Source organism: Streptomyces sp. JL2001, assembly GCF_050917515.1.
Classification (GTDB): Bacteria; Actinomycetota; Actinomycetes; order Streptomycetales; family Streptomycetaceae; genus Streptomyces.
Window position 1 is genome coordinate 2,172,321 of the sequence record NZ_CP169421.1, and the last position, 25,135, is coordinate 2,197,455.

A 25,135-nucleotide genomic window follows, 5' to 3' on the forward strand; every position below is an offset into this window, starting at 1 on the left:
AACGGGTGAGATGGGTGGCGGCGGTGGACAGACAGTCCTTCGAGGGGGGGCGTGGGGGCGGGCACGCGCGCGTGCCCGCCCCCACGAGGAGACGGCGAAGTGAGCCGAGGGAACGCCGGAGGGCGTCAGCCGAAGACGGCCAGGCTCTTGGCCTTGCCCTTCTGCTCCTCGACCAGGGCGAGCAGTCCGCCCTCGGGGCCGAAGACCGCGACCGGACCCGGCGGGTACGCCGGCATCTCCAGACGGACCCCGTTCAGCAGCAGCCGGGCCCGCTTCTCGTCGACGTCCCAGCGGGGGAACGCCGCCGAGGCGGCCTCGGCGACCGGCATGACGGTCAGCTCCTCCTGGAGCTGCTCGAGGGTCTTCGCGGCGTCCAGCTTGTACGGGCCGACCCGGGTGCGGCGCAGGGCGGTCAGGTGCCCGCCCACGCCGAGTCCCGCGCCGAGGTCCCGGGCGAGCGCCCGGATGTACGTCCCGGAGGAGCACACCACCGAGACGACCAGGTCGACCACCGGCGTGCCGTCCTCGGCGACGGCCTCGCGGACGTCGTAGACCCGGAAGGAGGAGACGGTCACCGGACGGGCCGGGATCTCGAACTCCTCGCCGCCGCGCACGCGCGCGTACGAGCGCTTGCCGTCGATCTTGATGGCGGAGACCTTCGACGGCACCTGCATGATGGCGCCGGTCAGTTCGGCCACGCCCGCGTCGATGCCTTCCCGGGTGACCCCGGACGCGTCCACGGAGGCGGTGATCTCGCCCTCGGCGTCGTCGGTGACCGTGGTCTGGCCGAGCCGGATGGTGCCGAGGTACTCCTTCTCGGTCAGCGCGAGGTGACCGAGCAGCTTGGTCGCCCGCTCCACGCCGAGGACGAGGACGCCCGTGGCCATGGGGTCGAGCGTGCCGGCGTGGCCGACGCGACGGGTCCTGGCGATCCCGCGCATCTTGGCCACGACATCGTGCGAAGTGAAGCCCGACGGCTTGTCGACGATGACAAGGCCGTCGGGCGTCTTGTTCTGCGTGCTCATTCGGCGGTCGTGCCGTCCTCGTCCTCGTCCGGCTTGCGGTACGGGTCGGCCTCGCCGGCGTAGGCGGCGCCCGAGGACGCCTCCCGCACCTTGGCGTCCGAGGCCCGCGCCTTGTCGAGGAGGTCCTCGATCGTCTTGGCGGTCTCCGGAAGGGCGTCCGCGACGAAGGTCAGCGTCGGGGTGAACTTCGTCCCGGCCGCGGCGCCGACGGCGGACCGCAGGATGCCCTTGGCGCTCTCCAGGCCCGCTGCGGCGCTGGCCCGCTCCTCGTCGTCGCCGTAGACCGTGTAGAAGACCGTGGCCTCCCGCAGGTCACCGGTGACGCGGGTGTCCGTGATGGTCACGTGCGTACCCAGGCGCGGGTCCTTGATGCCGCGCTGCAGCTTCTCGGCGACCACCTCCCGGATGAGGTCCGCCAGCTTCTTCGCCCGCGCGTTGTCGGCCACTGGTCCTTCTCCTCTTTCGTACTTCTCGTACGACTCGTACTTCTCGTGGTGCTCAGGTTCAGTCTTCGTCGGTGTGGAGCCTGCGTCGAACCGACAGCAGTTCCACCTCCGGCCGGGCGGCGACCAGGCGCTCGCACCGGTCCAGCACGCCGCTCAGGTGCCCGGGATCCCCCGAGACCATCGCGACGCCGATCCGGGCCCGTCGATGGAGGTTCTGATCGCCGACCTCCGCCACGCTCAGCCCGAATTTCCGCTGGAGCTCGGCGACGATCGGCTTGACGACGGAGCGCTTCTCCTTCAGCGACCGTACGTCGCCGAGGAGCAGATCGAAGGACAGTGTCCCCACATACATGTATGTCCGGATGTCCCGCCGGTTCGGGTTCAGTGGCCCCGCCGACCACTCGGCGGGGACATCGGAACCGACCGTACACGCAACGGCCGGGGCCGATCGACGGAATAGTTTCCGCCGACCGGCCCCGGCTCACTGCTGCGATCAGACGCGCGGCTTCTCGCGCATCTCGTACGTCGCGATGACGTCGTCGATCTTGATGTCGTTGAAGTTTCCGAGGTTGATACCACCCTCGAAGCCTTCGCGGATCTCGGTGACGTCGTCCTTGAAGCGGCGCAGACCGTGGATCGTGAGGTCCTCGGCGATGACCTTGCCGTCGCGGACGAGGCGCGCCTTGGTGTTGCGCTTGACCTCGCCGGAGCGGATGAGGACACCGGCGATGTTGCCCAGCTTGGACGAGCGGAAGACCTCGCGGATCTCCGCCGTACCGAGCTCGACCTCTTCGTACTCCGGCTTGAGGAGGCCCTTGAGCGCCGCCTCGATCTCCTCGATGGCCTGGTAGATCACCGAGTAGTACCGGACGTCGACGCCCTCGCGCTCCGCCATCTGCGCGGCACGGCCGGCCGCACGGACGTTGTAGCCGATGACGATGGCGTCGGAGCCCATCGCCAGGTCGATGTCGGACTCGGTGACCGCACCCACACCGCGGTGCAGGACCCGGATGTCCACCTCTTCACCGACGTCGAGCTGGAGCAGCGAGGACTCGAGAGCCTCGACCGCACCGGACGCGTCGCCCTTGATGATGAGGTTGAGTTCCTGGACCAGACCGGCCTTGAGCACCTTGTCGAGGTCCTCGAGGGACACCCGGCGGACGCGCTTGGCGAAGGCGGCGTTGCGCTCACGCGCAGCACGCTTCTCGGCGATCTGACGGGCCGTACGGTCCTCGTCGACGACCAGGAGGTTGTCGCCGGCACCCGGCACGTTGGTGAGACCGAGCACCAGGACGGGAGTCGACGGGGTCGCCTCCTCGACGTTGTTGCCCTTGTCGTCGAGCATCGCCCGGACGCGGCCGTACGCGTCGCCGACCACCACGGTGTCGCCGATGCGCAGCGTTCCGCGCTGGACCAGGACGGTCGAGACGGCACCGCGACCGCGGTCGAGGTGGGACTCGATCGCAATACCCTGCGCGTCCTGCTCCGGGTTGGCCCGCAGGTCGAGCGAGGCGTCGGCGGTGAGGACGACGGCCTCGAGCAGCGAGTCGATGTTCAGACCCTGCTTGGCGGAGATGTCGACGAACATCGTGTCGCCGCCGTACTCCTCGGCCACCAGACCGAACTCGGTCAGCTGACCGCGGACCTTGGTCGGGTCCGCGCCCTCGACGTCGATCTTGTTGACCGCGACCACGATCGGCACGTCGGCCGCCTTGGCGTGGTTCAGCGCCTCGATCGTCTGGGGCATCACACCGTCGTTGGCCGCCACCACGAGGATCGCGATGTCGGTCGACTTCGCACCACGGGCACGCATGGCGGTGAACGCCTCGTGACCCGGGGTGTCGATGAAGGTGATCTTGCGCTCTTCACCGTTGACCTCGGTGCCGACCTGGTAGGCACCGATGTGCTGGGTGATGCCACCGGCCTCGCCCGCGACGACGTTCGTCTTGCGGATCGCGTCGAGCAGTCGGGTCTTACCGTGGTCGACGTGACCCATGACGGTCACGACCGGCGGACGGGAGACCAGAGCCTCTTCGCCGCCCTCGTCCTCGCCGAACTCGATGTCGAAGGACTCGAGGAGCTCGCGGTCCTCTTCCTCCGGCGAGACGATCTGAACGGTGTAGTTCATCTCCTCGCCGAGCATCGTCAGCGTGTCGTCGGAGACGGACTGCGTGGCCGTGACCATCTCACCGAGGTTCATCATCACCGCGACGAGCGACGCCGGGTTGGCGCCGATCTTCTCGGCGAAGTCGGTGAGGGAGGCACCGCGCGACAGGCGAATGGTCTCGCCGTTGCCGCGAGGCAGCATCACGCCGCCGACCGACGGGGCCTGCATGGCCTCGTACTCCTGGCGCCTCTGCCGCTTCGACTTGCGACCGCGACGCGCGGGACCGCCGGGACGACCGAAGGCGCCCTGCGTGCCACCACGGCCACCGGGGCCACCGGGACGGCCACCGAAGCCGCCGGGACGACCGCCGAAGCCGCCGCCGCCACCGGGACCGCCGGGACGACCGCCACCGCCGCCACCCGGACCGCCGGGACGACCGGCGAAGCCGCCGCCGCCACCGCCGGGACCGGCCGGACGACCGGCGAAGCCGCCGCCGGGACGACCGCCACCGCCGCCGCCCGCGGGACGACCGCCGGGGCCACCGGGACCACGACCGCCGGGACCGGGGCGCGGGCCGGCAGCGGGACGCTGCGGCATCATGCCCGGGTTCGGACGGTTACCGCCGGGCGCGCCGCCCGGACGGGGAGCCTGCGGACGCGGCATGCCACCGGGGGTGGGACGCGCGCCGCCCGGGGCGCCGGGGCCGCCGGAACGCGGCGCGCCGCCGGGGCCGCCCTGCGGACGCGGGGCACCCGGAACGGCACCGGGGCCGCCGGGACGGGGGGCACCGCCACCCGGACGGGGCGCCTGCGGGCGCGCCATTCCGGTGGAGCCACCCGAGGTGAAGGGGTTGTTGCCCGGACGGGGACCGGCCGGACGGGCGCCCGGACGCGGCGCACCCTGACCCTGCGGACGCGGGGCACCCTGGCCCTGCGGACGCGGAGACTGCTGGCCCGGACGCGGCGCGCCCTGGCCCTGCGGACGTGCCGCACCGCCACCGGAACGCTGACCGGCTGCCGGAGCGGCCGGAGGCGCGGTGAACTCGGGGGTGGCCGGAGCCGGGGTGACCGGCTTGGGCGCGGGCTTCGGGCCCGGGCGGGGGCCCGAGGCGGCCGGAGCCTGGGAGGGGGTGCTGCTCGCCGGGGCCGCCGGGGTGACCGGGGCGGCGGGCGCGGCGGGGGCCGGCTTGGGGGCCGGTGCGCCGGGCTTCGGGGCAGCGGGACGTGCCGCGGATGCCGGAGACGGCGCCGCGGGCTTGGAGGGGGCGGCCTTACGAGGCGCGCCCGGCTTCGCAGCGGACTTGCCGGCGTTGCCGCCGGGCCCCTGCAGTGCGTCAGTCAACTTGCGCACGACCGGCGCCTCGATCGTCGAGGACGCCGAACGGACGAATTCACCGAGTTCTTGGAGCTTGGCCATGACGACCTTGCTCTCCACGCCGAACTCCTTGGCGAGTTCGTATACCCGGACCTTAGCCACTTCGCTCCTTTTAGGTCCGGATTACCGCCGGACCGTCGCTACTTCATGGGCGTACTCATCGCGTACTCATCGAGTGCTCATCGCAATCTCGACCTACTTCCAACTCGCGAGGTACCTGACCGCACGGTTCTCCGTGCCGTACTTCTTCTTACGGTGCTGCCTGCTCGACGAACCGTCGGACCGAAGCCGCTTCGAGTGGTCCCTGGACCTTGAAGGCCCTCGGGAACGCCCTGCGGCGGACCGCCAGGTCGAGACAGACCGAGGCGGGGTGCAGGTACGCACCCCGGCCGGGCAGCGTACCGCGATGATCGGGGACACATTCGCCCTCGACCGCCACGATGCGCAGCAGATCGCTCTTGGCCGCTCGCTCCCGGCATCCCACACAGGTTCGCTCAGGGCACGCGCGGGCATGCGTCCGGCCAGACACGCTTAAGTCTACCTCCCCGTAACGACCCTCCCCGTTGGGGGGAGGGATCGAACGGTCGTTTGTCGTGATCTCGCCGTGGCACAACGTGACCGCGGCGCGATCTGTTCCTTCGGGAAAGGCTTCAGTCCCGGTCGCGACGGTCGGCGTGCTCGGCCGACGGCTGCTCGGTGTCGGGCCGGATGTCGATGCGCCAGCCGGTGAGCCGGGCGGCGAGCCGGGCGTTCTGCCCTTCCTTGCCGATGGCGAGGGAGAGCTGGTAGTCCGGCACGGTCACCCGGGCCGAACGGGCGGCCAGGTCGACGACCTCGACCTTGGAGACCCGGGCCGGGGACAGCGCGTTGGCGACCATCTCGGCCGGGTCGTCGGACCAGTCGACGATGTCGATCTTCTCGCCCAGCAGCTCGGCCATGACGTTGCGGACCCGGCCGCCCATGGGGCCGATGCAGGCGCCCTTGGCGTTCAGGCCCGAACGGGTGGACCGGACGGCGATCTTGGTGCGGTGACCGGCCTCACGTGCGATCGCCGCGATCTCGACGGAACCGTCGGCGATCTCGGGGACCTCGAGCGCGAAGAGCTTCTTCACCAGATTGGGGTGGGTGCGCGAGAGGGTGACGGACGGACCGCGGACACCCTTGGCGACCCGGACGACGTACGTGCGCAGCCGCAGGCCGTGCGTGTAATCCTCGCCGGGCACCTGCTCCTGCACCGGAAGGATGGCTTCCAGCTTGTCGTCGAGCTTGACGAGGACGTTCTTCGGGTCCTTGCCCTGCTGGACCTGGCCGGCGACGACGTCGCCCTCGCGGCGCGCGTACTCGCCGAAGGTGACGTCGTTCTCCGCGTCACGCAGCCGCTGCTGGATGACCTGGCGCGCGGTGCTCGCCGCGATCCGGCCGAAGTCCGACGGCGTGTCGTCGAAGTCCTTCGGCTCCTGGCCCTCCTCCAGCTCGGAGGGGTCCTCCTTCGCCCACACGGTCACGTGACCGGTGTGCCGGTCCAGCTCCACGCGCGCGTGGCGCCGGGCGGAGGGGGTGCGGTGGTAGGCGATGAGGAGGGCCGACTCGATCGCCTCGACCAGCAGGTCGAAAGAGATCTCCTTCTCTTGTGCCAAGCCCTTCAGGAGCTTCACGTCGATGTCCACGGCTACGCCTCCTCTTCCTTCTTGTCCTTGCGGCTGAACTCGATCTCGACACGCGCCTTGGCGATCTCGGCGAACTCGACGCGCCGGGCGGTGGGCTTGCGCCCCTTCACGCCGGGCACCTCGAGGTCGAGGCCGTCGTCGTCCACGGTCAGGATGCGCGCGATCACCTCGCCGCCGCCCGCGGCGTCGGTCAGCCTCAGCTTGACCAGTCGCCCGGTGGCGCGCACGTAGTGGCGGTGCTGGGTGAGGGGGCGGTCGGCGCCGGGGGAGCTGACTTCGAGGACGTACTCGCCCTCGCCCATCGCGTCCGTCTCGTCGAGCTTCTCGGAGATGACGCGGCTCAGCTCGGCGCAGGCGTCCAGCTCCACGCCCTCGTCCGAGTCGACGATGACCCTCAGCAGTCCGCGGCGGCCGGCCCGGGACACTTCGATCTCCTCGAGATCCAGGTCCTTCGCGTGGACGAGCGGCTCCAGGAGTCCGCGCAGCCTGTCGCTCTGGGTGGTGCTCATCCGGGTGACTCCTCGGCCGCGTGTGCTGTTGTGGGTTCGTCGCGTGTCAGACCAAAGGGTATCCGGTCCCGAGGGGTGTTGCCGTCCACGGTGTCCCCGGCCGCGGGTACGCTCGCCTGCGGTGATCTTCGACCGAGGCCGAGGGAGGGAACGTGGGGCGCACGGGGACGGTGGGCAGGCGTGCGCTGCTGCTGGCCGGGGCGGCGACGCTGGGCGGGTGCACCACCACGCCGCCGCGGGAGAGGGCCCCCGAGCCGCCCACCGCGGCCGAACGGGCGGCCCGCGCCGAGGCGGAGCTGCGCCGCGGGTCCGCGGCGGCCGGCCGGACCCTGCTCGAACGTTACGACGCGGTGCTCGCCGCGCACCCCTCGCTCGCGGCGCGACTGACCCCGTTGCGGACCTCGGCCGCGGCGCACGCCGCGGCCCTGGCCGAGGGGACGGCCTCCCCCGGCGCCCGGCCGGCGCCATCGCCCACCGGCGGCGGACCGGCCGCCTCGTCCGCCGCCTCCCCCGCGGCCCCCTCGTCCGCCGCCTCCCCCGCCGGCCCGTCGGCCGGCGCCTCCGCCCCGGGGGCCACCGCCGTGTCCCCGACGCCGCCCGCCGTCCCCGCGGACCCGGCGGCGGCACTGCGGCAGCTGGCGGCCGAGGTCAGGCGGACCTCCGACACCCACACGGCCGCGCTGCTCGACGCGCCGCCGGAGTACGCGCGGCTGCTCGCCTCGGTGGCGGCGGCCGGCGCGGCGCACGCCTATCTGCTGACCGGGGGAGGCCGGGGATGACCGAGCGGGAGGACGCGCTCGCCGCGGCCCAGGCCGCCCTCGCCGCCGAGCACGCGGCGGTGTACGGCTACGGCGTCGTCGGCGGCCGGATCGGGGCCGGGCGCCGGGCCGATGCCACCGCGGCCCACGACGCCCACCGGGCCCGGCGGGACGCGCTGCGCCGGACCGTACGCGACCTCGGCGGCGAGCCGGTGGCCGCGGCCGCCGGTTACGCGCTGCCGTTCCCGGTGCCGGACACGGCCGCCGCCGTCCGGCTGGCCGCCGCCCTGGAGGACGGCGTCGCCGGGGTGTACTCCGACCTCGTCCGGGCCTCGACGGGTCCGCTGCGGCGGGACGCCGCGGCGGCCCTGCGCGACGCCGCCGTGCGGGCCGTCCGCTGGCGCGGCAGCGACGTAACCTTTCCTGGGCTCGCCGAGCGGGTCTGATCCCCGCTCCGGCCGGGCTCGTCCGAACTGCAGAAGGAACAACGCACGCATGGCTTTCGAACCGCCGCAGCGACTCGTGCGGGCGCTGGGCGAGACGTACGGGGACGCCGTCGCGGCCGAGTGGCTCGGAGAGCTCCCCGAGCTCTCCCGGACCGCGCTGGAGACCGCCTCCCTGGACGTCGACCGGACGGTCGCCCCCGGCGGGCGCAGCAGCCTCGTGCTGCTCGTCCGGCGGCCGGACGGCACCCCCGCCGCGCTGAAGATCGCCCCGGACGCCGCCCGGCCCGGGGCCGAGGCGCGGGCTCTGGCGCACTGGGACGGCTGGGGCGCGGTGCGGCTGGTCGACACGACCGCCGGCGGCGCACTCGTACTCGAACGGCTGCACCCGGAAGTGTCCCTGCGCTCCCTGCCGGAGGCGAAGGCGCTGCTGGAGGCCGCCGGCATCGTGCGGCGGCTGTGGGTCGAGCCGCCCGCGGAGCACGACTTCGAGACGGTCGCCGAGCGCACGGCCCGGCAGGCGGCGGCCATGGCGGGTCACCGCGGTGACGAGACGGCCGGCGGGCTGGCCGCGGCGGCCCTGGAGGCCCGCGCGGAGCTGGTCGCCGACTCCCCCGAGACGCTGCTGCTGCACGGCTGCTTCCGGCAGGGCAAGGTGCTGGCCGGCGACCGGACGCCCTGGCTGGCCGTCGGGCCCGAGCCGTTGGTCGGCGAGCGGGCCTACGACCTGGCACGACTGGTCCGCGACCGGGTGGAGGACCTGGTGGCGGCGTCCGCGGGGGCCTCTGCGGCACGCCGCCGGGTGAACCGGCTCGCGGACTCCCTGGAGGTGGACCGCGAGCGGCTGCGCGGCTGGACGCTCTTCCGGGCGGTCGAGTCGGGCACGCGGGCGCTGACCGCGGGACGGCGGCAGGACGCCGAGCTGTTGCTGGAGTTCGCGGGCTGGCTGTGAGCGGACGGCACTTTTCCGCGGCCTTCCGCCGGGGCATACCCTTGCTGTAAGGCTCGGCTCGGACGCCCGTCAGGGGGTCGTGATGATCGAAGCGCTGTTGATGGCCGCAGCGGGTGCGATAGCCGCCGCCGGGGTGTACACGGCGGCCGCGCTCCGCGTGGTGAAGCAGTACGAACGAGGCGTGGTGTTCCGCTTCGGCCGGCTCCGTGACGACGTCCGGCAGCCCGGCCTGACGATGATCGTTCCGGCGATCGACCGGCTGCACAAGGTGAACCTCCAGATCGTGACGCTGCCGGTGCCGGCGCAGGAGGGCATCACCCGGGACAACGTGACCGTGCGCGTGGACGCGGTCGTGTACTTCAAGGTGGTCGACGCGGCGGACGCGCTGGTGCGGGTCGAGGACTACCGGTTCGCGGTCTCGCAGATGGCGCAGACGTCACTGCGGTCGATCATCGGCAAGAGCGATCTGGACGATCTGCTGTCCAACCGCGAGAAGCTCAACCAGGGTCTGGAACTGATGCTGGACAGCCCCGCCATGGGCTGGGGTGTCGCCATCGACCGCGTCGAGATCAAGGACGTGTCGCTGCCGGAGACGATGAAGCGCTCGATGGCCCGGCAGGCGGAGGCGGACCGCGAGCGGCGCGCCCGGGTGATCAACGCGGACGCGGAGCTCCAGGCGTCGAAGAAGCTGGCGGAGGCCGCGGGAGTGATGTCGCAGCAGCCCGCCGCGCTCCAGCTGAGGCTGCTCCAGACGGTGGTGGCGGTGGCGGCGGAGAAGAACTCGACGCTGGTGCTGCCCTTCCCGGTGGAGCTCCTGCGGTTCCTGGAGCGGGCCGCGCAGCCATCGGCCGCCCCCGCTGCCCAGCCCGTCCAGGAGCCCTTGCCGGGCGTGACCCCCTCGCCCCACCTCCAGGGGCTCACGGGCGCCGCGAACGCGACCGGCGCGGCCAACGGCACGAGCGTCGAGGACCTGGCGGGCGCTCCGGTCGACCCGGCGCCGCAGGAGAGCTGAACCGGACGGCACACGACGGGAGCGGGTGGCAGGGGCAGGCCCCCGCCACCCGCTCCCGGGTGTCCTGCGTCAGGCGCTCAGACGCGCGATCGCCTCGTCGACGGTGAGCTCCTCGCGCTCGCCCGTGCGGCGGTCCTTCAGCTCGACGACGCCTTCGGCCGAACGGCGGCCGGCGACGAGGATCTTCGGGACGCCGATGAGCTCGGCGTCGGTGAACTTCACGCCCGGGGAGACACCCGCACGGTCGTCGACCAGGACCCGCAGGCCGGCGGCCTTGAGCTTCTCGGAGACCTCCAGGGCCAGCTCGGTCTGCAGCGCCTTGCCGGCCGCGACGACGTGGACGTCGGCCGGGGCGACCTCGGCGGGCCAGCACAGGCCCTTGTCGTCGGCGTGCTGCTCGGCGAGGGCCGCGACCGCGCGGGAGACGCCGATGCCGTACGAGCCCATGGTCACGCGGACCGGCTTGCCGTTCTGGCCCAGCACGTCGAGCTGGAAGGCGTCGGCGTACTTGCGGCCGAGCTGGAAGATGTGGCCGATCTCGATGGCGCGGTCCATCTTCAGGCCGGTGCCGCAGTTGGGGCAGGGGTCGCCGTCCTGGACCACGACGACGTCCAGGTAGTCGTCGACCTCGAAGTCACGGCCCGCGACGACGTTCCGCGCGTGCTTGCCCTCCTTGTTGGCGCCGGTGATCCAGGCGGTGCCGGGGGCGATGCGCGGGTCGGCGATGAAGCGGACCTTCTCCAGGCCCTGCGGGCCGACGTAGCCCTTGACCAGGTCGGGGCGGCCGACGAAGTCCTCGGCGGTGACCAGCTCGACGACGGCCGGGGCCAGGTGGTCCTCCAGCTTGCCGAGGTCCACCTCGCGGTCGCCGGGGACGCCGACGCCGACGATCTCGCCGTCGACCTTGACCAGCAGGTTCTTCAGCGTCTCGGAGGCCTGGACGCCCAGGTGGGCGGCGAGCGACTCGATGGTGGGGGTGTCGGGGGTGTCCAGCTCCTCGGCCGGGGCGTGCGCGGAGCCGTCGGCGGCCTGGGCCTTGAAGGTCACGGCCTCGGTGTTCGCGGCGTACTCGCAGCTCGGGCAGTACACGAAGGTGTCCTCACCGGCGGCGGCCGGTGCCAGGAACTCCTCGGAGGCCGAGCCTCCCATGGCGCCGGAGATCGCGGAGACGATCTTGTGCTCCAGGCCGAGCCGCTCGAAGATCCGGACGTACGCCTGGCGGTGCAGCGCGTACGCCTCGGCCAGGCCCTCGTCGGTGGTGTCGAAGGAGTACGAGTCCTTCATCTGGAACTCGCGGCCGCGCAGGATGCCCGAGCGGGGACGCGCCTCGTCGCGGTACTTCGTCTGGATCTGGTAGAGGATCACCGGCAGGTCCTTGTAGGACGTGCACTGGTCCTTGACCAGCTGGGTGAAGATCTCCTCGTGGGTGGGGCCGAGGAGGTAGTCGCCGCCCTTGCGGTCCTGGAGGCGGAACAGCTCCGCGCCGTACTCCTCCCAGCGGCCGGACGCCTCGTAGGGCTCCTTGGGCAGCAGGGCCGGCAGCAGGACCTCCTGCGCGCCGATCTCGTCCATCTCCTCGCGCACCACGCGGGTGACGTTCTCCAGGACCTTCTTGCCGAGCGGCAGCCAGGACCAGATGCCCGCCGCGTTGCGACGGACGTAGCCGGCGCGGACGAGCAGCTTGTGGCTGAGCGTCTCGGCGTCCGCCGGGTCGTCGCGCAGTGTCTTGACCATCAACCGGGACATGCGCTGGACCTGGGCCATGGGGAACTCTCCTGCGGTGAAAAGTGTGATGGCTAGGAGGTTAGCCGGGTGGCCCCGGGTCGGTGAAATCAGTTCCGGCGCAGAAGCGGCAGCGGCGCGCCCATCACGGCGTAGGGACGGGGTGCGCTGGGGAAGTGGACCTGCCGGGCGAGGTCGGTGTAGCCGAGGGCCCGGTAGAGCCCGCGGGCCGGGCTCTCGGTGTCGATCGCGGAGAGGATCGAGCGCGGCTGGGGGGCGCCGTCGGTGATGGTGGTGATCAGTGTCCGGCCGACCCCTCGCCCCTGGAAGGCGGGGTGGACGTGCAGTTCGGTGATGACGAAGGAGTCGTCGAGCCAGTCGGCGGTGCCGGTGGCGCGCAGGTACGGCTCGACGATGCCGGACCACCAGTGGCCGCGGTCGTTCGGCATGCCGTAGACGAAGCCGACCAGGCGGCCGTCGCCGGTGGTGGCCCCGTAGGCGCAGGCGCCGGGGCTGAGCAGGTGGCGCAGGACGATGTGCCGGCGTACGACGATCTCGTCCTCGCCCAGTCCGAAGGCGAGCGCCTGCACGGCGAGGGCGTCGTCCACCCGCGCGGCGAGATTGACCGGTCCGATCGTGACGTCAGCGTCATCCATGCGCGCACCCTACAAGTGGATCAGAAGAGGACGCTCATGAAGGCCCCCACCTCACGGAACCCGACGCGGCGGTACGCGGCCCGGGCGGGGGTGTTGTAGTCGTTGACGTACAGGCTGACCACGGGGGCGACGTCGGCGAGGGCGTAGCGCAGGACGGCGGCCATGCCCGTCTCGGAGAGGCCCTTGCCGCGGTGTTCGGGGGCGACCCAGACGCCCTGGATCTGGCAGGCGTGGGAGGTGGCGGCGCCGATCTCGGCCTTGAAGACGACCTTGCCGTCCTCGATGCGGGCGAAGGAGCGCCCGGAGCCGACGAGTTCGGCGACCCGGGCCTGGTAGAGCAGTCCGCCGTCGCCGGCCATCGGGGAGATGCCGACCTCCTCGGTGAACATGGACACGCACGCGGGCATGATCACGTCCATCTCGTTCCTGCCGACGCGGCGGACGAGGGGGTCGGGCTCGACGTCGGCCGAGGGCTCCTCGGTCACCATCAGGGGCTGGCGGGCGCGGATGTCGCGGGCGGGGCCCCAGCCGGGCTCCAGGAGCCGCCAGAGCTGGGCGGTGGGTTCGGCGGGGCCGACGATGGAGGAGCAGCGGCGGCCGGTGCGGCGCGCGCGGTCGGCGAAGGCCCGGACGGCGTCCGGGGTGGCGCACATCGGGACGAGGTTGGCGCCGGAGTAGCACAGCGAGCGCAGCCGCCCGTCGGCGTACCAGCCCCACATCTCGCCCCCGAGGCGCCAGGGATCGAGTCCGGCGGCCTGGACCCGGGCCGCGACGAAGGCGTTCTCGACGGGGGCGCTCTCCAGGACGGCGAGCGCGGCGCCGAGGTCGGCGGGTTCGAGGACCCGGGTGGTGGTCTGCGTCAACACGAGGGGGCCTCACCATGCGGTCTGCTGATTCTCCGCACTGTACCTGGCGCGTCGGGGAGGTGGTGGGTGAGTGGGTGGGGCGGCCCGTGCGGGCCGGGGTGGGGCGGTCCGGCCCGGTCGGGGACGGACGAGGCCCCGGGCAGGAGCCCGGGGCCTCGTCGTGCGCGTGCGGGGTGCGGTCAGACGCCGATGGCGACCGTCGGCTCGCCGGACATCACGCCGTCCTTCTCCATCTGCTCGGCGATCTTCATCGCCTCCTCGATCAGGGTCTCGACGATCTTCGACTCGGGGACGGTCTTGATGACCTCGCCCTTGACGAAGATCTGGCCCTTGCCGTTGCCGGAGGCGACGCCCAGGTCGGCCTCACGGGCCTCGCCGGGGCCGTTGACGACGCAGCCCATGACGGCGACGCGCAGCGGGACCTCCATGCCCTCCAGGCCCGCCGTGACCTCCTCGGCGAGCTTGTACACGTCCACCTGGGCGCGGCCGCAGGACGGACAGGAGACGATCTCCAGGCGGCGCGGCTTGAGGTTCAGCGACTCCAGGATCTGGTTGCCGACCTTGACCTCCTCGACCGGCGGTGCCGAGAGGGAGACGCGGATGGTGTCGCCGATGCCCTCGGACAGCAGCGCGCCGAAGGCGACGGCGGACTTGATGGTGCCCTGGAAGGCGGGGCCCGCCTCGGTGACGCCGAGGTGCAGCGGGTAGTCGCACTGGGCGGCGAGCTGACGGTAGGCGTTGACCATGACGACCGGGTCGTTGTGCTTGACCGAGATCTTGATGTCGCCGAAGCCGTGCTCCTCGAAGAGGGAGGCCTCCCACAGCGCGGACTCGACCAGCGCCTCGGGGGTGGCCTTGCCGTACTTCTTCAGCAGCCGGGCGTCGAGGGAGCCCGCGTTGACGCCGATCCGGATCGGGGTGCCCGCGTCCTTGGCGGCGTGGGCGATCTCCTTGACCTTGTCGTCGAACTGCTTGATGTTGCCCGGGTTGACGCGGACGGCGGCACATCCGGCCTCGATGGCGGCGAAGACGTACTTCGGCTGGAAGTGGATGTCCGCGATCACGGGGATCTGCGACTTCTTCGCGATCGTGGCGAGCGCGTCGGCGTCGTCCTGCGTCGGGCACGCCACCCGCACGATCTGACACCCCGATGCCGTCAGCTCCGCGATCTGCTGCAGCGTCGCACCGATGTCGGACGTACGCGTCGTCGTCATCGACTGCACGGAGACGGGCGCGTCCCCGCCGACGGCGACGCTGCCGACCTGGATCTGGCGGCTCTTGCGCCGCTCGGCGAGCCGGGTCGGAACGGTCGGGATACCGAGAGAAATCGCGGTCATCTGAAGTGCAACCTCGAGGTTGTGCGTCGGCGGGCTCAGGTCTCCGAGGTTACCGCCCTCGGGAGGGATGGCCGGACACCGGCGGTGTCCGGCCTCCCCGCGGTCAGGTCAGCTTCACCGGATTGACGATGTCGGCGGCGAGCACCAGCAGCGTGAAGCAGACGAAGACGCCCGCCACCACGTAGGCGGCCGGCATCAGCTTGGCCACGTCGAACGGGCCCGGGTCGGGGCGCCTGAAGATCCGCGCCGCGTGGCGGCGGACGGACTCCCACAGCGCGCCCGCGATGTGTCCGCCGTCGAGCGGCAGCAGCGGCAGCATGTTGAACAGGAACAGCGAGACGTTGAACATGACGAGCAGCTGCAGGAAGACCACGAGGAGCGTCTGCGGCGGGGCGTCGATGGTCATCAGCTCGCCGCTGATCCGGGCGGCCCCGACGACGCCGACCGGCGAGTCGGCCTTGCGCTCGCCGTCGCCGAAGGTGGCGTCCCACAGGTCCGGGATCTTGCTCGGCAGGGCGAGGACGGACTCGAAGCCGGCCTGGAGCTGGTCGGTCATCCTGGAGGCGGACTCGCCGAAGGTGAGCGGGACGACCTCGCGGCTCGACTCGAAGCCGAGGTAGCCGGCGGAGACGTACTGGGCGGGCTGGAGGACCTTCCCGTCCGCGTCCTTCTTGAGGACCTTGTTCTCCATCAGCGTGACGGGAAGCTGCCGCTCCACGCCGTCGCGCTGGACGGTGACGGTCGCGGGGCCGATGACCGCGCGGATCCGGTCGGAGAGGGTGTTCCAGTCCGAGACGCGCTCGCCGTTGAAGGCGACGATCCGGTCGCCCTTGAGCAGTCCGGCCGCCTTGGCGGGCGAGACGGGGTCGCCGGCCCGGCAGGTGTCGCGCTTCTGGCTCTGGTCGATGACGCAGTTGGTGACGCCGGCGACCTTGGTGGTCTGGGTCTCGAAGCCGACGGCCATCGCGCTGCCGAAGAAGAGCACCACGGCGAGGATCAGGTTCATGAACGGACCGGCGAACATCACGATGACGCGCTTCCACGGCTTGCGCGTGTAGAAGAGCCGGTTCTCGTCGCCGGGCTGGAGCTCCTCGAAGGACGCCTCGCGGGCGTCCTCGATCATGGAGCGCCACGGCGAGGTGGAGCGGGCCTCGACCCGGCCGTCCTTGCCCGGCGGGAACATGCCGATCATCCGGATGTAGCCGCCCGCGGGAACGGCCTTGAAGCCGTACTCCGTCTCGCCCTTCTTCCGCGACCAGATGGTCGGGCCGAAGCCGACCATGTACTGCGGCACGCGGATGCCGAAGAGCTTGGCCGTGGAGAGGTGGCCGAGCTCGTGCCAGGCGATGGAGACGAGCAGTCCCAGCACGAACAGCACGATGCCGAGAAGCGTCAGAAGTACGGTCATGCGCGCGCCTCCGCGGTCGCCTTCGCTGTGAGCTCTGCCAGTTCACGGGCCCGGGCGCGTGCCCAGGTCTCCGCTTCGAGGACGTCGGACACCGTCAGGGAGGTTCCCCGGGCGGGGGTGCCGTGTTCGGTGACGACTGCCGTGACCGTATCCATGATTCCGTTGAACGGCAGCCTTCCGGCGAGAAACGCCTCGACGCACTCCTCGTTCGCGGCGTTGAACACGGCCGGCGCGGTGCCGCCGAGCTCGCCGACGTGGCGGGCGAGTCCGACGGACGGGAAGGCCTCGGTGTCGAGGGGGAAGAACTCCCAGGTGGACGCCTTCGTCCAGTCGAAGGCGGGGGCCGCGTCCGGGACCCGCTCGGGCCAGCCGATGCCGATGGCGATCGGGCCGCCCATGTCCGGCGGGGTGGCCTGGGCGAGGGTGGAGCCGTCCGTGAACTCCACCATCGAGTGGACGTACGACTGGGGGTGGACGACGACCTCGATGCGGTCGAAGGGGATGTCGTAGAGGAGGTGCGCCTCGATGACCTCCAGGCCCTTGTTGACCAGCGTGGCGCTGTTCACCGTGATGACCGGCCCCATGGCCCAGGTGGGGTGGGCGAGCGCGTCCTCGCGGGTGACGTCCGCCAGCTCGGCACGGGTGCGGCCGCGGAAGGGGCCGCCGGAGGCGGTGACGACCAGCTTGCGGACGTCGGCGCGGGTGCCGGCGGCGAGCGCCTGGAAGAGGGCGGCGTGCTCGGAGTCGACCGGGATGATCTGGCCGGGCTTGGCCAGCGCCTTCACCAGCGGACCGCCGACGATCAGCGACTCCTTGTTGGCGAGGGCGAGGGTGCGGCCCGCTTCGAGCGCGGCGAGGGTCGGTGCGAGGCCGATGGAACCGGTGATCCCGTTGAGCACCGTGTGGCACGGGGATCCGGCCACCTGCGTGGCGGCGTCGGGCCCGGCCAGGATCTCGGGGAGGGGCTCGGTGCCGTACAGCGCGCTGAGCGCATCGCGGAGCTCGGGCACCACGTCCTCGCGGGCGACGGCGACCGTGGCGACCCTCAGCCGGTACGCCTGCTCGGCGAGCAGGGCGACCCGGCCGCCGGAGGCGGCGAGGGCGGTGACCCGGAAGCGGTCGGGGTTGCGCAGGACCAGGTCGATGGCCTGCGTGCCGATGGACCCGGTGGAGCCGAGGACGACGATGTCCCGGCGGCCTTCGGCTGGATCGAAGGCGATGTGCGGGTCGGCGAGAGGAGAGGGGCGGTCGCTCATGACCCCCATTCTTGCCCCAAAGGCGGTGCGCTCCGACAGCACGTCCGGCTCAGGGCGCTCGCCGGGCCTCCCCCGGGCCCGCTCCGGGCCCCCCGGGGCGGCCGGCGGGGGCGCGGCCGGCCGGGCGGAGGCCGCCGGCGTTCTCACCTGCCGGCGGCCCGGGAGCCGGCTCAGACGGCCGCGCGGAACTCCTCGAAGACGCGGTGGAAGTCGGGGAACGTCTTCCGTACGCAGCCGGGGTCGTCGAAGGCGATCCCGGGTGCGCGCAGCCCGGTGACCGCGAAGGACATCACGATCCGGTGGTCGCCGTGGGTGGCGATCTCGACGCCGTGCCCGGACGGAGTGCCGGGCCGGATCTCGATCCAGTCGGGGCCGGTGGCGACGTCGACGCCGAGCCGGCGCAGGTTCTCGGCACAGGCGTCGAGTCGGTCGCACTCCTTGACGCGGGTGTTGGCGACGTCCTCGATGCGGACCGGCCCGTCGGCGAAGGGCGCGATGGCGGCCAGCGTGGGCATGGTGTCGGAGATGTCGCGCATGTTGACGGTCAGGCCGCGCAGGGTGCCGGTGCCTCGGACGGTGGTTCCGTCGGCGGCGACGTCGACCTCGGCGCCCATCCGCCGCAGCACCTCGACGAAGCCGAGGTCGCCCTGGAGGGCGCCGGTGCCCAGGCCGGGGACGGTGACCGCGCGGCCGGCCTCGAGCGCGGCGGCGGCGAAGAAGTAGCTGGAGGTGGAGGCGTCGGGCTCGATGGCGTAGGTGGTGGCGCGGTACCCGGTGGGGGCGACCCGGTAGGTCCGGCCCTCCCGGGTCACCTCGGCGCCGAAGCCGCGCATCATGGCGAGGGTGATCTCGACGTACGGCTCCGAGACCAGGTCCGTGACGGTGATGTCGAGGCCCTCGGCGGTGAGGGGGCCGAGCATCAGGAGCGCGGTCAGGTACTGGGAGGACTGGCCGGCGTCGAGGGTGAGCGCGCCGCCCTTGATGCCGTCGGCGTGGACCGTGAGGGGGTGGTGGCCCTGTTCGAGCGGGTGGTGGAGGTCGACGCCGAGGGTGCGCAGCGCGGTGGTGAGGGGCCCGAGGGGGCGGCGGCGCATCTGGGCGGAGGCGTCGAAGCGGAAGGTGCCGTGGCCGGCGGCGGCGAGCGCGGGCAGGAAGCGGGCGGTGGTGGCGCCGTCGCGGCAGTACACGTCGGCGTCGTCCGCGCCGGGGCCCTCGGGGCGGCCCTCGATGTGCCAGGCTCCCGGTTCCCGCCGGACCTCGTAGCCGAGGGCGACGAGCCCCCCGGCGAAGCCCTCGGTGTCGTCGGAGACGAGCGGCCGGAGGAGCGTGGTGGTCCCGTGCGCGGCCGCGGCGAGGAAGAGCGCGCGGGCGGTGACGGACTTGGAGCCGGGGATGTCGATGACGGTCACGGCCCCCATGGTGCCGTGCGCGGGGGTGCCTCGGGGGCCGAGTCCGCTGATCGGACAGCGCGGGGGCGGTTTCCGGACGGGGTCGTGGGAAGGGTGCTCGGGGCGGGGTCCCGCCCCGAGCCGGCCCGTCCGTCAGCCGATGCGGCGGTGGACGTTCTCGTGGAGCGACGGGCCCGGGGGCGTGTCCGCGATCCAGGGGCCGTCCCCGCTCGGATCGACGACGCCCTCCTCCAGCCACTCGTAGCTGCCCGCAAGGACGCCCTCCACCACGGCGCGGTCCACGTCGTCCGTGTTGGACCAGAGCCGGCCGAAGAGCTCGTCCACCCGCAGCCGCGCCTGCCGGCAGAAGGCGTCGGCCAGCGCGTGGGCCTCGCGGCCGTGGTCCCCGGTGGACCGCAGCAGCTCCGCCCGGACGCACGCCGCGCTCATCGCGAAGAGCTCGGCGCCGATGTCCACGATCCGCCCGAGGAACGCCTGCTTCAGCTCCATCCGGCCCTGCCACCGCGACATCGCGTAGAACGTGGAACGGGCCAGCTTCCTCGACGTCCGCTCCACGTACCGCAGGTGGGTCGCGAGGGCGCCGAACTCCCGGTAGGCGCCCGGCACCTGACCCGGGCCCGCGACCAGCTTGGGCAGCCAGCGGGCGTAGAAGCCGCCCGCCCGCGCGCCCGCCTTCGCCTTGTCGGCGACGGACTTGTCCGGGTCGATGATGTCGCCGGCGACCGCGAGGTGCGCGTCCACCGCCTCGCGGGCGATCAGCAGATGCATGATCTCGGTCGAGCCCTCGAAGATCCGGTTGATCCGCAGGTCGCGCAGGAGCTGCTCGGCCGGCACCGCCCGCTCGCCGCGCGCCGCCAGCGAGTCGGCCGTCTCGTAGCCGCGGCCGCCGCGGATCTGGACGAGTTCGTCGGCGATGAGGCAGGCCATCTCGGAGCCGTAGAGCTTGGCGAGGGCCGCTTCGATGCGGATGTCGTTGCGGTCCTCGTCGGCCATCTGGGAGGCGAGGTCGACGACGGCCTCCAGCGCGAACGTGGTCGCCGCGATGAAGGAGATCTTGGTGCCCACGGCCTCGTGGCGGGCGACGGGCTTCCCCCACTGCTCGCGTACGGACGTCCACTCGCGGGCGATCTTCAGGGACCACTTCCCGGCGCCGACGCACATCGCCGGCAGGGAGAGGCGGCCGGTGTTGAGCGTGGTGAGGGCGATCTTGAGTCCGGCGCCCTCCGGGCCGATGCGGTTCTCCGCCGGGACCCGGACCCGGTGGAAGCGGGTGACGCCGTTCTCCAGGCCGCGCAGGCCCATGAAGGCGTTGCGGTGCTCGACGGTGACGCCGGGCGAGTCCGCCTCGACGACGAAGGCGGTGATGCCTCCCTTGTGTCCCTCGGACGCCGGGACCCGGGCCATCACGACGAGCAGGTCGGCGACGACTCCGTTGGTCGTCCAGAGCTTCACGCCGTCCAGGACGTACGCGTCCCCGTCCGGCACCGCCGTCGTCGCGAGCCGGGCCGGGTCCGAGCCCACGTCGGGCTCGGTGAGCAGGAAGGCCGAGATGTCCGTCCGGGCCAGGCGGGGCAGGAAGGCGTCCTTCTGCTCCCGCGTACCGAAGATCTTCAGCGGCTGCGGTACGCCGATCGACTGATGGGCGGACAGCAGGGCGCCGATCGCGGGGCTGGCGGAGCCGACGAGCGCGAGGGCGCGGTTGTAGTACACCTGGGTGAGGCCGAGCCCGCCGTACTTCGGGTCGATCTTCATGCCGAGCGCCCCGAGCTCCTTGAGGCCGGCGACGACGTCGTCGGGGATCCGGGCCTCGCGTTCGATCAGTCGTCCGTCGATCCGGGTCTCGCAGAACTCCCTGAGCCGGGCCAGGAAGGCCTCCCCGCGCTCGACGTCCGCGTCGGCGGGCAGCGGGTGCGGGTGGATCAGGTCGAGTCGGAACCGGCCGAGGAAGAGCTCCTTGGCGAAGCTGGGTTTGCGCCAGTCCTGTTCACGGGCGGCCTCGGCGACCTGCCGGGCCTCGCGTTCGGTGACCTTGGGCGGTGACGTCACCGGCCCGCCGCCGCCTGGCTCGCGGGGCTGGTCGGGGTCCTGGGGGGTCTGGGTCTTCTGGGTGGGGGCCGACATGAAGGGGCTCACCTCGCCGCTGATCGGGGGGATCGTGAGGGCTCGTGGCTACCCGTCCGTAGTACCCGATTTCATCGCGTACGGAAAGACGAGGCGCCGGCCGGAGCCGCGTACCCCGGCCGGGTCCCGGTACCCCGGCCGGAGCCTCGTACGCCCGTGGCGGCGCAGGGCAGGCAGAGTGCGCCCGCCGTCACGGCCCGGTGGGCAGCAGGCGCACCTCGGCGGCCTCGGGGAGTTTCGCCCACCAGTGGCCGTAGCGGCCGTAGACCGACGGCTCGCGGCCGGCCAGCAGCTCCCCGAGGGACCGGGCCTCCTCGGCCAGCGCCTCCCAGACGGCGGAGGAGAGGGGATGGAAGGCCGTCGCCTCGATGCCGCCGTCCGCGGGACGCCACACGCCGGCGACGTGGCCGTCGACCAGCAGGGTGGGAAGCACGTCGCCGTTCACACGGATCACGAGACGGCGGTAGGCCGGGGGGATCAGGCGCGCCCGCTCGGCGTGGGCGAGCAGGACGCTGTCCCACATCGCCATGAGCCGCGGCGGGGCGGGGGTGTCCTCGGCCGGCCGAGGGGCGCCCGGGAGGTCGTACAGCGTGGTCCCGTCCGGCCCGTCGAGGCGCTCCACGGTGTCGTCCAGGCCGCGCAGTGCCTCGCGGACGGGCGCGCGCCGGACGAGGGCGAACTGCGCCATGTCCGCCACCGACGCGGGCCCGAAGCCCGACAGGTAGCGCAGGATCAGGGTCCGCAGCCCCTCCTGGTCGGCCTGCCGTCCCGCGGGCAGGGGCCCGGACCCGGCGGCGACGAAGGACGCCCGCCGGCCGAAGGACCACGGCCCGCCGGTCGGGGCGTGGTGGAGCGGCGCGTACCCCTTGAGGCCCCACCAGGCGCCGGCCGTCCTCTCGGCGCCGAGCCGCCGCTCGATCCAGGCCTGCAGTTCGGGGGTGGTCCGGGACCGGTCCGCGAAGGCCAGCAGGTCCGGCAGCAGCTCCTCGGCGTCCGCGGGCGTCAGTCCGGCGGCGGCGAAGCGTGCGCCGAGCCGGGAGCCGTGGAGCGTCTGCTGCATGGCGGCGCGGAAGGGGGCGTAGTCGTCGGCGTGCACGGCGTGGAGGGTGATCCGCATCAGGGTCGCCTTGACCACGGAGCGTTCGGTGAAGGCGGCGTCCAGCTCGTCCGGCGTGAAGCCGGTGAGCCGGTTCCACAGCGCCAGGTAGGGCGAGGCGGGGTCCTGGGCCTGGAGGGCGACCACCCGCCGTATCCCGTCGAGGACGGGCAGGCGCTCCCGTTCCAGGAGGAGTTGGCGGCCGAGGGTGGCCCGGTTGAGTGCGCGCGCGGTGATCGTCACGACGCGGATTCTGCCCTGCGCCTCCGACAGCGCGGTGGTACGGCTGTGGCGGCATGTGCGGTGGTACGGCGGTGGCGGCATGTGAAGACGGCCGGAGCCCCCGCACAGTGGGCTCCGGCCGTCTCGTCCGCGGCGTACGACCTACAGCGCGAGGCCCGTGAGGACCAGCACCCGCTCGTACGTGTAGTCGTCCATGGCGTACTTGACGCCCTCGCGGCCCACGCCGGACTTCTTGGCGCCGCCGTACGGCATCTGGTCGGCGCGGTAGGACGGGACGTCGCCGACGATCACGCCGCCGACCTCCAGGGCGCGGTGGGCGCGGAAGGCGGCCTGCAGGTCGCGGGTGAAGACGCCGGCCTGGAGGCCGAAGTCCGAGTCGTTGACCGCGGCGAAGGCCTCGGCCTCTCCGTCGACCTTGGCGATCGTCAGGACCGGGCCGAAGACCTCGGCGCGGGCCAGGGTGACCTCGGCCGGCAGGTCGGTGAGGACGGTCGGGGCGTAGGTGGCACCCTCGCGCTTGCCGCCGGCGAGCAGCGTGGCGCCGGCCGCGACGGCCTCGTCGACCCAGGACTCGACGCGGCGGGCGGCGGCCTCGTCGACGAGCGGGCCGACGTCGGTGGCGTCGTCCGCCGGGTCACCGGTGACCTGGGCCTCGACGGCGGCGACGATCTTCGGCACCAGGCGGTCGTAGACGGAGGCGTCGGCGATCACGCGCTGCACGGAGATGCAGGACTGGCCGCCCTGGTAGTTGGAGAAGGTGGCGATACGGGTCGCCGCCCAGTCCAGGTCCGCCTCGGTGGACCAGTCCGGCAGCACGACGGCCGCGGCGTTGCCGCCGAGCTCCAGGGTGCAGTGCTTGTGCGGCACGGACTCCTGGATGGCGTAGCCGACCTTGTCGGAGCCGGTGAAGGAGATGACCGGGAGGCGCTCGTCCTGGACGAGGGCGGGCATCCGGTCGTTCGGGACGGTCAGGATCGACCAGGAACCGGCCGGCAGGTCGGTCTCGGCCAGCAGTTCGCCCAGGATCAGGGAGGAGATCGGGGTGGCCGGCGCCGGCTTGAGGATGATCGGGGCGCCGACGGCGATGGCCGGGGCGACCTTGTGGGCGCTGAGGTTCAGCGGGAAGTTGAACGGCGCGATGCCGAGGACGACGCCCTTGGGGATACGACGGGTGAGCGCCAGCCGGCCGACGCCGCCGGCCTCGGTGTCGAGGCGCTGGGCCTCGCCGCCGTTGAAGCGACGGGCCTCCTCGGCGGCGAAGCGGAACACGGAGACGGCACGGCCGACCTCGCCGCGCGCCCACTTGATGGGCTTGCCGTTCTCGGCGGAGATCAGCTGGGCGATCTCCTCGGTGCGCTCGGCGAGTCGCTTCGACACGTGGTCGAGGGCGGCGGCGCGGACGTGCGCCGGGGTCGCGGCGAACTCGTCGACGACGGCGTGCGCGGCGGCGACGGCCTCCTCGACCTGGGCCTCGGTGGGCACGCTGACCTTGCCGACCAGACGTCCGTCGAAGGAGTTCGTGACGTCGAAGGCGTCCTCGCCGGTGGCCTCGCGGCCGGCGAGCCAGAAGGCGTGGGTGCTCGTCATCGCGGCCCGGCCCCTTTCGTGTCGATGGGTGTCGCTGACTTGTCCGCCTGCCACGTTAGGGCCGAGGGGGCACACGGTGGTTTGTCCGCTGTGGAGTAGTGGGTGGTACCCGTCCTGCCGGTTTGGCCGAACCGGCGGGTCAGCCGCGTCTCTCCGTCGAGACGATGAGGCAGACGCCGCCCACGACGATCGCGCCGCCGAGCGCGATGGGCCAGGTCAGGGCCTCGTTCAGGACCAGGGCGCCGAGGAGGACGGCGACGACCGGGTTGACGTAGGCGTACGTGGCGACGAGCGGCAGCGGCGCCGCCTGGAGGAGCCAGGCGTACGCGGTGAAGGCGATCAGGGAGCCGAAGACGATCAGGTAGCCGAGCGCGACCCAGGAACGGCCGGACACCGCGGAGAGGTCGAGGCCGTGCTGCTCGCCCCGGAAGAGGCCGAGGGCGAGGCCGCCGAGGCCGCCGGCGACCATCTCGTACGCGCTGGCGGTGAAGGGGTTGGCGGGCATCGGGATCCGGGACGACGAGAAGGACCCGACGGACCACATGAGGGTGGCGGCGATGACGAGGACGACGCCGCTGATCCGGACGTCGCCGCTCAGGCCGGGGAGCGTGAGCACGGCGAGGCCGGCGAGGCCGAGGAGGACGCCGGCGACGGCCCCGGTGGTGGGGCGCTCGCCGGAGCAGGCGCGCAGGACGACGACCCAGGCGGGCACGACGGCGATGAGCAGCGCGGCGAGGCCGGAGGGGATGGAGGTCTCGGCGAGGACGACGAGCCCGTTGCCGCCGAGGATGAGGAGCAGACCGACGACGACGGCCGAGGCCAGCTCCCGCGGGGTGACCTTGAGGACCTGGGGGCCCTTCCGCCAGGCGAGGAGACCGGCGAGGACGAGGCCGGCGGTGACGAAGCGGGTGCCGGCGGAGAGGAAGGGCGGCATCGTCTCGACGACGATCCGGATCCCGAGATAGGTGGACCCCCACACGACGTACACGATGCCGAGCGCGGCCCATACGGCGCCGGAGATCCGCCGGGAGGCGGCGGGCGTTCTGTCGGACAGGGGGGCGGCGGGAGTCGCCTGGACCTCGGAGGCCGGATCGACGGCAGGGCTTGTCATGACCAGGAGATTAGGGACTGCGCCGCCGGA

General features: G+C 72.5%; 22 protein-coding genes. 4 read left to right on the top strand and 18 right to left on the bottom strand.

The genetic code is table 11. The annotated features are described in order from the left end of the window. Positions 1-125: 125 nt before the first annotated feature. From truB to rimP, 7 genes are all read right to left on the bottom strand, one after another. A complete protein-coding gene (gene truB, locus ACE1OA_RS09370; RefSeq protein WP_356604372.1) occupies positions 126-1,025 on the bottom strand; it encodes a tRNA pseudouridine(55) synthase TruB in 900 nt (299 codons plus the stop codon). Continuing rightward, positions 1,022-1,471, bottom strand: a complete 450-nt coding sequence (rbfA, locus tag ACE1OA_RS09375; protein ID WP_147979960.1) for a 30S ribosome-binding factor RbfA — start codon at positions 1,469-1,471, stop codon at positions 1,022-1,024. Before rbfA ends, truB begins: the two co-directional genes overlap by 4 nt. A gap of 58 nt (positions 1,472-1,529) precedes the next feature. Next, positions 1,530-1,823, bottom strand: coding sequence for a DUF503 domain-containing protein (locus ACE1OA_RS09380; protein ID WP_147979959.1), 294 nt, complete (start codon positions 1,821-1,823; stop codon positions 1,530-1,532). Between the two features lie 141 nt (positions 1,824-1,964). Continuing rightward, positions 1,965-5,054 carry a translation initiation factor IF-2 gene (gene infB / locus ACE1OA_RS09385; protein WP_356604374.1) on the bottom strand — a complete coding sequence of 1,030 codons (3,090 nt, stop codon included), beginning with the start codon at positions 5,052-5,054 and terminating at the stop codon, positions 1,965-1,967. Between the two features lie 148 nt (positions 5,055-5,202). Next, on the bottom strand, positions 5,203-5,481 hold the full coding sequence (locus tag ACE1OA_RS09390) for a YlxR family protein (RefSeq protein WP_147979958.1): 279 nt from the start codon (positions 5,479-5,481) through the stop codon (positions 5,203-5,205). Between the two features lie 121 nt (positions 5,482-5,602). Beyond that, positions 5,603-6,619, bottom strand: coding sequence for a transcription termination factor NusA (nusA, locus tag ACE1OA_RS09395; protein ID WP_356604377.1), 1,017 nt, complete (start codon positions 6,617-6,619; stop codon positions 5,603-5,605). Positions 6,620-6,621: 2 nt separating this feature from the next. After that, positions 6,622-7,128 (bottom strand): ribosome maturation factor RimP, encoded by a 507-nt coding sequence (rimP, locus tag ACE1OA_RS09400; RefSeq protein ID WP_147979956.1) that lies wholly within the window; start codon positions 7,126-7,128, stop codon positions 6,622-6,624. Positions 7,129-7,280: 152 nt separating this feature from the next. On the opposite strand from rimP, the gene ACE1OA_RS09405 reads away from it, so the two are divergent. From ACE1OA_RS09405 to ACE1OA_RS09420, 4 genes are all read left to right on the top strand, one after another. Beyond that, positions 7,281-7,907, top strand: coding sequence for a hypothetical protein (locus ACE1OA_RS09405; RefSeq protein WP_432752628.1), 627 nt, complete (start codon positions 7,281-7,283; stop codon positions 7,905-7,907). Further along, entirely contained in the window at positions 7,904-8,332 is a 429-nt protein-coding gene (locus ACE1OA_RS09410; protein ID WP_356604381.1) for a ferritin-like domain-containing protein, read from the top strand. Before ACE1OA_RS09405 ends, ACE1OA_RS09410 begins: the two co-directional genes overlap by 4 nt. A 49-nt stretch (positions 8,333-8,381) precedes the next feature. Next, positions 8,382-9,281 (top strand): aminoglycoside phosphotransferase family protein, encoded by a 900-nt coding sequence (locus tag ACE1OA_RS09415; RefSeq protein ID WP_356779383.1) that lies wholly within the window; start codon positions 8,382-8,384, stop codon positions 9,279-9,281. Positions 9,282-9,363: 82 nt separating this feature from the next. Beyond that, positions 9,364-10,293 carry a slipin family protein gene (locus ACE1OA_RS09420; protein WP_384871510.1) on the top strand — a complete coding sequence of 310 codons (930 nt, stop codon included), beginning with the start codon at positions 9,364-9,366 and terminating at the stop codon, positions 10,291-10,293. A gap of 69 nt (positions 10,294-10,362) precedes the next feature. Here the strand turns inward: ACE1OA_RS09420 and ACE1OA_RS09425 are convergent, their stop codons facing one another. The 11 genes from ACE1OA_RS09425 to ACE1OA_RS09475 all read right to left on the bottom strand — a co-directional run bounded on the left by ACE1OA_RS09425 (position 10,363) and on the right by ACE1OA_RS09475 (position 25,105). Further along, complete coding sequence (locus ACE1OA_RS09425) at positions 10,363-12,057, bottom strand: proline--tRNA ligase (protein WP_356604387.1); 1,695 nt, start codon at positions 12,055-12,057, stop codon at positions 10,363-10,365. A 68-nt stretch (positions 12,058-12,125) separates the two neighbouring features. Then, a complete protein-coding gene (locus ACE1OA_RS09430; RefSeq protein ID WP_147979951.1) occupies positions 12,126-12,671 on the bottom strand; it encodes a GNAT family N-acetyltransferase in 546 nt (181 codons plus the stop codon). A 20-nt stretch (positions 12,672-12,691) separates the two neighbouring features. Then, positions 12,692-13,537 (bottom strand): GNAT family N-acetyltransferase, encoded by an 846-nt coding sequence (locus ACE1OA_RS09435; RefSeq protein ID WP_356604390.1) that lies wholly within the window; start codon positions 13,535-13,537, stop codon positions 12,692-12,694. A gap of 179 nt (positions 13,538-13,716) precedes the next feature. After that, positions 13,717-14,874, bottom strand: coding sequence for a flavodoxin-dependent (E)-4-hydroxy-3-methylbut-2-enyl-diphosphate synthase (gene ispG / locus ACE1OA_RS09440; protein WP_356604392.1), 1,158 nt, complete (start codon positions 14,872-14,874; stop codon positions 13,717-13,719). Positions 14,875-14,977: 103 nt separating this feature from the next. Beyond that, positions 14,978-16,282: a M50 family metallopeptidase gene (locus ACE1OA_RS09445; RefSeq protein WP_356604394.1), complete on the bottom strand. Its 1,305-nt coding sequence runs from the start codon at positions 16,280-16,282 to the stop codon at positions 14,978-14,980. Beyond that, positions 16,279-17,538: a 1-deoxy-D-xylulose-5-phosphate reductoisomerase gene (dxr, locus tag ACE1OA_RS09450; RefSeq protein WP_432752629.1), complete on the bottom strand. Its 1,260-nt coding sequence runs from the start codon at positions 17,536-17,538 to the stop codon at positions 16,279-16,281. The genes ACE1OA_RS09445 and dxr overlap by 4 nt, the downstream gene beginning before the upstream one ends. 170 nt (positions 17,539-17,708) lie before the next feature. Next, positions 17,709-18,947 (bottom strand): 3-phosphoshikimate 1-carboxyvinyltransferase, encoded by a 1,239-nt coding sequence (gene aroA, locus ACE1OA_RS09455; protein ID WP_432752630.1) that lies wholly within the window; start codon positions 18,945-18,947, stop codon positions 17,709-17,711. A gap of 132 nt (positions 18,948-19,079) precedes the next feature. Next, complete coding sequence (locus tag ACE1OA_RS09460) at positions 19,080-21,068, bottom strand: acyl-CoA dehydrogenase family protein (RefSeq protein ID WP_432752631.1); 1,989 nt, start codon at positions 21,066-21,068, stop codon at positions 19,080-19,082. 190 nt (positions 21,069-21,258) lie between these two features. After that, positions 21,259-22,407: a winged helix DNA-binding domain-containing protein gene (locus ACE1OA_RS09465; protein WP_384871524.1), complete on the bottom strand. Its 1,149-nt coding sequence runs from the start codon at positions 22,405-22,407 to the stop codon at positions 21,259-21,261. A 141-nt stretch (positions 22,408-22,548) separates the two neighbouring features. Continuing rightward, the gene (locus ACE1OA_RS09470) at positions 22,549-23,994 is read right to left on the bottom strand and encodes an aldehyde dehydrogenase family protein (RefSeq protein ID WP_432752632.1); all 1,446 of its coding nucleotides are present in this window, start codon (positions 23,992-23,994) and stop codon (positions 22,549-22,551) included. 139 nt (positions 23,995-24,133) lie between these two features. Further along, positions 24,134-25,105 carry an EamA family transporter gene (locus ACE1OA_RS09475; protein ID WP_356604404.1) on the bottom strand — a complete coding sequence of 324 codons (972 nt, stop codon included), beginning with the start codon at positions 25,103-25,105 and terminating at the stop codon, positions 24,134-24,136. Between the last annotated feature and the right edge of the window lie 30 nt (positions 25,106-25,135).